Origin of the sequence: Pseudomonas sp. Sample_24, assembly GCF_004307605.1 — a bacterium.
Lineage (GTDB): Bacteria > Pseudomonadota > Gammaproteobacteria > Pseudomonadales > Pseudomonadaceae > Aquipseudomonas.
In genome coordinates, this window is record NZ_RCNW01000267.1 from 1 (window position 1) to 5364 (window position 5364).

3 protein-coding genes are annotated in these 5364 nt (G+C 59.2%); all 3 read right to left on the reverse strand.

Annotation, left to right across the window (positions count from 1 at the left end; all coding sequences use genetic code 11):
- Window positions 1-768 precede the first annotated feature (768 nt).
- Genes D8V06_RS14735 through D8V06_RS14745 form a run of 3 tightly spaced genes read right to left on the reverse strand, consistent with a single transcriptional unit; the run spans window position 769 to window position 5345 of the window.
- Window positions 769-2208 carry a sigma-54 dependent transcriptional regulator gene (locus tag D8V06_RS14735; protein WP_056855622.1) on the reverse strand — a complete coding sequence of 480 codons (1440 nt, stop codon included), beginning with the start codon at window positions 2206-2208 and terminating at the stop codon, window positions 769-771.
- Between the two features lie 22 nt (window positions 2209-2230).
- Window positions 2231-5185, reverse strand: coding sequence for a sensor histidine kinase (locus D8V06_RS14740; protein WP_177434431.1), 2955 nt, complete (start codon window positions 5183-5185; stop codon window positions 2231-2233).
- Window positions 5169-5345: a hypothetical protein gene (locus D8V06_RS14745; protein ID WP_003176118.1), complete on the reverse strand. Its 177-nt coding sequence runs from the start codon at window positions 5343-5345 to the stop codon at window positions 5169-5171. Before D8V06_RS14745 ends, D8V06_RS14740 begins: the two co-directional genes overlap by 17 nt.
- Window positions 5346-5364: the final 19 nt, after the last annotated feature.

The window sequence follows — 5364 nt, forward strand, 5'->3', positions numbered from 1 at the left end:
TGACTGGAACAGCTTCTTCAGCATGGGATGCACTGTTTGAAGGAATGTTCGGCCAAAACAGAAGAATGACCGCATGATGGGCGGGGATTCTAGCATTTAGTCGGGGGATGGTGTAGGAAGCTGCGCAAGAGCTTGAAGGGGCTGTCTGCGGACGCAATAGGCATAGCGGCAGACTCTGGGAGCGCAGGGCGCCAAACGCCAGAAACTACAAGGGGAGCCGAAGCTCCCCAAGAAGTAGTTGCATGCTCTATTTTTGTTATTGGTTTCGGGCTTTTTGTTTTTGTTAAGTGCCCTCGCCATGAAGCTTTCCTTCATGACCCTCCCAATCGGGAGCCAAGAGCAAACGGATTGCTTTGGTCGCTGAATTGCAGTGATCTCTCGATCCAACCAGTACAGGCTCTGTCTTAAGACAGTTTTTGTTGTTCTCGGCCTGGTCGTGGGGCAAGCCCCAAATACAACGCCTCTCCAAAAGAATCAGTTAGCTGCGCCTCTCGCCGTCTTGTTTTTATTGTGCGTGAGTCGATTCGTCTTATTTTTATTGTCTTGTGCATTGCTTGTTATTGTTCTTGTACCAAACATATAGCAGGGTGCGTGCCAACTTTTGTGAGGCCCAGTAAAACAAGGGGTTAGGCGTGCTGTTGAGGTTTGCGCAGGCCAAAAAAAGCCGGGGCTTCGTTACCGTAAGCCCCGGCTTCTGTTACGTGAAAAAACTGAGGTAACAGTTTTTTCACAAAGTCACCTGTTACCCGCACATGAGGCAGCTGCGGTTCAGCTCTCGCTGGCCACCCCGGTTTTGCGCCGTGGAATGCCAAGGCGCTGACGGCGTTCCCACAGGCACTTGCGGCTGACCCCGAGTTTGCGGGCCAGTTCGGTTTCGGTCATGTGGTCCTGGTGCTCGAGCACGAAATGCTGGAAATAATCCTCCAGGGACAAATCTTCGGTCGGCTCGTGATTGTTGTTACCGGTGCTGGCGCTGCCCTGTTGCGGGGGCAGGCCGATGAACTCGTCGTCTTCCAGATCACCGAGTTCGATATCGATGCCCAGCAGCTCGGCGGAGATTTCCGGGCTCTCGCAAAGAATGACCGCGCGCTCGACGGCGTTCTCCAGCTCACGCACGTTGCCTGGCCATGAGTAATGACGAATGGCTTGCTCCGCGTCCGGGGCGAATTTCAGGTCGGTACGATTGATCCGTGCGCTCTGCCGCGCCAGGAAGGCATTGGCGATTTCGTTGACGTCGGCACCTCGCTCGCGCAAGGCGGGCAATTTCAGCGCAATCACGTGCAGGCGGTAGTACAAGTCTTCACGGAACTGGCCGATCTTGGCCAGGCTCTTGAGGTCGCGGTGGGTCGCGGCAATCAAGCGCACATCGACTTTCTGCGACTGAACCGAGCCGACCCGGCGAATCTCGCCTTCCTGCAACACGCGCAGCAGTCGAGCCTGGGCTTCCAGTGGCAACTCGCCGATTTCATCGAGGAACAGCGTACCGCCATCAGCGGCTTCCACCAGGCCTGCACGCCCGGCGCTGGCGCCGGTGAACGCACCTTTTTCGTGGCCGAACAATTCGGACTCGATCAGGCTTTCCGGAATCGCCGCACAGTTCACCGAGATCATCGGTGCCTTGGCGCGCTTGGAGAGGTTGTGCAAGGCGCGCGCCACCAATTCTTTACCCGTGCCGGATTCGCCCTGGATCAGGACATTGGAATCGGTCGGTGCGACTTTGCGGATCTTGCCGTACAGATCTTGCATCGGCGGGCACGAGCCAATGATGCCGATTTCACCGTTGCTGTTGTCCGGGCCGGATTTGGCTGCGCCATTACTGGTTTTGCCGACAACCGGTTCACCGCTGGTCTGCAACGATTGGCGGTCGCGCAGGATGCGCGCGACGGCCTGGAGCATTTCGTCGTGATCGAAAGGCTTGGCGATGTAATCCACCGCGCCCATTTTCATCGAATCCACCGCCGAGCGCAGGCTGGCGTAACTGGTCATGATCAGCACCGGAGTGCCCTGGCCGAGTTTGATCAGCTCGGTGCCCGGGGCGCCCGGAAGACGCAGGTCACTGACGATCAGGTCGAACGTGGGAATGGTGAAGCGTTCTTGTGCTTCCTGCACTGAACCGGCTTCGCTGACCTGATACTGGTTACGTTCCAGCAGGCGGCGCAAGGCGGAGCGGATAATTGTTTCGTCTTCGACGATCAAAATGTGCGGCATTGATTCGATACTCTCGACGGTCTCAGTTCACAGCGGACGTCGCTTCGACATGACGCGGCAATGTCACCCGTATACGGGTGCCGCGCTGGCTCTGAACATCAGCCGGGCTGTCGATGGTGATTTGTCCATAATGCTCTTCAACGATGGAATAGACCAGTGCAAGGCCCAGACCGGTACCTTCACCCGGGTCCTTGGTGGTGAAGAAGGGTTCGAACAATCGGTCCATGATGCTCGAGGGGATACCGCTGCCTTCGTCTTCCACGATCAGGTCGACCGTGTGTTCGCCGGCTTCGCTCTTGACCCGCACTGCGCTGCCGGGAGGCGAGGCATCGCGGGCGTTTGAAAGCAGATTGATCAATACCTGCGCCAGCCGCTGCGGGTCGCCTTCGACCCAGTGATCGGGGTCGCACAGGTTGTAGAACTGCACTTCGAAATTACGTCGGTTCAGCGCCAGCAAACCGATTGCGTCCTGGGCGACCTCCGCCAGACAAACGGGCTCGTCGCTGTGCTGGTGGCTGCCCGCATGGGCAAAACTCATCAGCGATTGCACGATGCGCGACACACGTTTGGTCTGTTCGAGGATCTGCCCGCTGATTTCTTTGAGCTCGCCATCCTCTTCGCGCTCCTCGCGCAGGTTTTGCGCCAGGCAAGCAATTCCGGTGATCGGGTTGCCGATTTCGTGGGCTACCCCGGCGGCCAGTCGACCGATGCTGGCCAGGCGTTCGGAGTGCACCAGTTTGTCTTCGAGCATCTGGGTTTCGGTCAGGTCTTCCACCAGCAGCACCAAGCCGCTGTTGCCTGGCGCGAGCGGCTCGTCGATCGCCGCTTTGTGCAGGTTGAGCCAGCGCGTCTGGCCGTCGAGGGCCAAGTGCTGCTTGTGCAAATGCTCGTCGGGGACGTTGATGAAGCCTTGCAGCAGTTCTTTCCATGGGTCGGCGATCGTACTCAGGCGCGAACCGACCACGCGCTGCGCGGCGATACCGGTCAGCTCCTCCATGGCTTTGTTCCACATGAGGATTTCCTGATCCTTGGCCAGCGAGCAGACGCCCATCGGCAACTCCTGCAGGGTCTGGCGGTGATAGCGGCGCAGGGCATCGAGTTCAGCCGCCAGGCCGGTCAGGCGCGAGTGGTAATCCTCGAGGCGGCTTTCGATGAAGTGAATGTCTTCGGTGACATAGTTTTCGCCACCCGCCTTGTAAGGCAGGAACGTCTCGACCATGTCCTGGGCCACGCTCGGCCCCATCAGACCGGAGAGGTTGGCCTCGATGCGGTCACGCAAGCGGCGCAAGGCGTAAGGTCGACGCTCGTCGAAGGGCAGATAGAGGTCGCGCAGGGCCTGTTCGACTTCCTTCTGTGCCGCTTTGGCGCCCAACGGTTTGGCCAGTTGCGTGGCGAACTCCTGTGGCGAGGCGGCATGCAGTTCGCGGCGTTGCGGGCGACGCACGTTGTCCACGGCGCAAGCTTCGGCGGCGCTGGCTTCTTCGGTGCTGGCGTTGGTGAACAGCGAGATCAGGGTGAACATCAACACGTTGGCGGCCAGCGAGGCGATTGCGGCCATGTGCCAACTGGTGTCGTCCAGTACGTAGATCATGTTCAACAGCGGAATGTAGAAGCCTTGCAGATTGCCGACCAACGGCAACAGCATGGTCACCAGCCACACCAGAATCCCCGCCAGCAAACCGGCGATGAAGCCGCGGCGGTTGGCGGTCGGCCAGTACAGGACCGAGAGTACGCCGGGCAGGAACTGCAAGGTGGCAACGAACGCGACGATGCCGAGATTGGCCAGATCCTGTTCGGCACCCAGCAGCAGATAGAAGCCGTAACCGGCCATGATGATCGCGACGATCAGGGCGCGGCGGGTCCACTTCAGCCAGCGGTAGATGTTGCCCTCGGCTGGCGGCTGATAGAGCGGCAGCACCAGATGGTTGAGCGCCATCCCCGACAACGCCAGCGTAGTGACAATGATCAGGCCGCTGGCGGCGGACAATCCGCCGATATAGGCCAGCAACGCCAACGCCTTGCTATTGGCGGCAATACCAATGCCCAGGGTGAAATATTCCGGGTTGGTGGTGGCGCCGAGTTTCAGGCCGGCCCAGAGAATCAACGGTACTGCCAGGCTCATCAACAGCAGGAACAGCGGCAAGCCCCAGCTTGCACTCACCAATGAGCGCGGGTTGAGGTTTTCGGTAAAGGTCATGTGATACATGTGCGGCATCACGATGGCGGAGGCGAAGAACACCAGCAGCAAGGTTCGCCACGGGCCTTCCTGCAGCGGCGTGTGAAGCGCGGCGAGAGCGGTCTGGTTTTGCAGCAGCCAAAGCTCGAGTTGCTGCGGGCCATCGAACACGCCGTACAGCGCATACAGGCCGACGCCACCGAGTGCAATCAGCTTGATCACCGATTCGAAGGCAATCGCAAACACCAGCCCTTCATGTTTCTCACGGGTGGCGATGTGTCGGGAGCCGAAGAAAATCGTGAACAGCGTGATCAGCGCACAGAAACTCAGGGCCACGCGATGCTGCACCGGCTCGCGGGTGAGGATGCCGATGGAGTCCGCCACCGCCTGAATCTGCAACGCCAGCAGCGGCAACACGCCGACCAGCATGAAAATCGTGGTGAGCGCACCAGCCCAGGTGCTGCGAAAGCGGAAGGCAAACAGGTCCGCCAGGGACGACAGCTGATAAGTACGGGTAATTTTCAGGATCGGATACAGCAACACCGGCGCCAGCAGAAATGCGCCGGAAACACCGAGATAGCTGGACAGGAAGCCGTAGCCGTATTGATAGGCCAGGCCGACCGTGCCGTAAAACGCCCAGGCACTGGCGTAGACGCCCAGCGACAGGGTGTAGGTGAGCGGATGGCGAATGATCGCCCGCGGGATCATGCCCCGTTCGCTGATCCAGGCTACGCCGAACAGCACCGCCAGGTACGCGGCGCTGATCAGGATCATCTGGGTCAGGCTAAAGCTCATCGGCATCTTTTTGGCTCTGCAGGATGAAGGTCACGACGATCAGGATCAGCCAAAGCAGATAAGGGCGATACCAGGCGCCCGTGGCGTCGATCCACCAATCCATGATGGCCGGGGAAAACAGATAAATCCCCACTACCAGGAGCAGGACCAAGCGATAGATGTACATCCCGGCCTCTCTTTTTTAT

Excerpts from the sequence above, each read along its gene's own strand:
- D8V06_RS14735 (WP_056855622.1), bottom strand. The coding sequence starts at position 2,208 with ATGCCGCACATTTTGATCGTCGAAGACGAAACAATTATCCGCTCCGCC.
- D8V06_RS14740 (WP_177434431.1), bottom strand. The coding sequence starts at position 5,185 with ATGCCGATGAGCTTTAGCCTGACCCAGATGATCCTGATCAGCGCCGCG.
- D8V06_RS14745 (WP_003176118.1), bottom strand. The coding sequence starts at position 5,345 with ATGTACATCTATCGCTTGGTCCTGCTCCTGGTAGTGGGGATTTATCTG.